The sequence below is a fragment of the Arthrobacter terricola genome (assembly GCF_004354015.1).
Lineage (GTDB): Bacteria > Actinomycetota > Actinomycetes > Actinomycetales > Micrococcaceae > Arthrobacter > Arthrobacter terricola.
On the sequence record NZ_SMRU01000108.1, the window covers coordinates 1 to 1,046 of the forward strand.

At 66.3% G+C, this 1,046-nt stretch carries 1 protein-coding gene; it reads right to left on the bottom strand.

Annotated features, from left to right (window positions below; translation table 11 throughout):
• Window positions 1-1,046, bottom strand: a 1,046-nt coding sequence (gene glgP / locus E1809_RS26495) for an alpha-glucan family phosphorylase (RefSeq protein ID WP_133207181.1), incomplete at both ends; no start/stop codon positions are given.

The following is a 1,046-nucleotide window of genomic DNA, read 5'->3' on the forward strand; positions in this document are numbered from 1 at the left end:
TCGCGTTCGGTGGGTGAGGCGTCGTTGTTGGCGGTGGGGATGGCCCAGCCGTTTTCGCCGTCGTACATTTCGTCCCACCAGCCATCGAGCACGGAGAGGTTCAGGGAGCCGTTGATGGCTGCTTTCATGCCGGAGGTGCCGCAGGCTTCCAGGGGGCGCAGGGGGTTGTTGAGCCAGACGTCGCAGCCGGGGAAGAGGGTGCGGGCCATGGCGATGTCGTAGTTGGGCAGGAACACGATGCGGTGGCGGACCTCGGGGTCGTCGGTGAATTTGACGAGGTCCTGGATCATTTTCTTGCCCGCGTCATCGGCCGGGTGGGATTTGCCGGCGATGACGAGCTGGATGGGGTGTTGGGGGTCCAGGAGCAGGGCTTTGAGGCGTGCGGGGTCTCGGAGCATGAGGGTGAGGCGTTTGTAGGTGGGCACGCGGCGGGCGAATCCGATGGTGAGCACGTCCGGGTCCAGGACTTTGTCGGTCCAGCGCAGTTCGGCATCGGCCGCGCCGCGTTTCTTCCACGACGCCCGCAAACGACGACGGACGTCCTCCACCAGGGCGCTGCGCAGGGTGCGCCGCAACCGCCACAGTTCGTCGTCCTCGACGTCGTAGATCTTCTCCCAGCCGGTCGCGTCCACATCGGTGCTGCCAAAGTGCTTTACCGCCAGTTCGGTCATCTTCGGATCGATCCACGTGGGGACGTGGACGCCGTTGGTGACGGAGGTGATGGGGACTTCGGAGTGGTCGAATCCGGGCCAGAGCCCGGAGAACATTTCACGCGAGACAACGCCGTGGAGTTTGGCCACGCCGTTGGCGCGCTGGGCCAGGCGCAGGCCCATCACGGCCATGTTGAACACCGCAGGGTTGCCGCCCTCGTAGTTTTCCTGGCCCAGGTCCAGCACGTTCTCCACGGGCACGTCCGGGGCCAGGCCCGCGTCGAAGAAGTGCCGGATCTGCACGGCCTCGAACCGGTCGATCCCCGCCGGGACCGGGGTGTGCGTGGTGAACACCGTCGACGCCCGGCCCGCGGCCAACGCCTCGGACCAGGACAA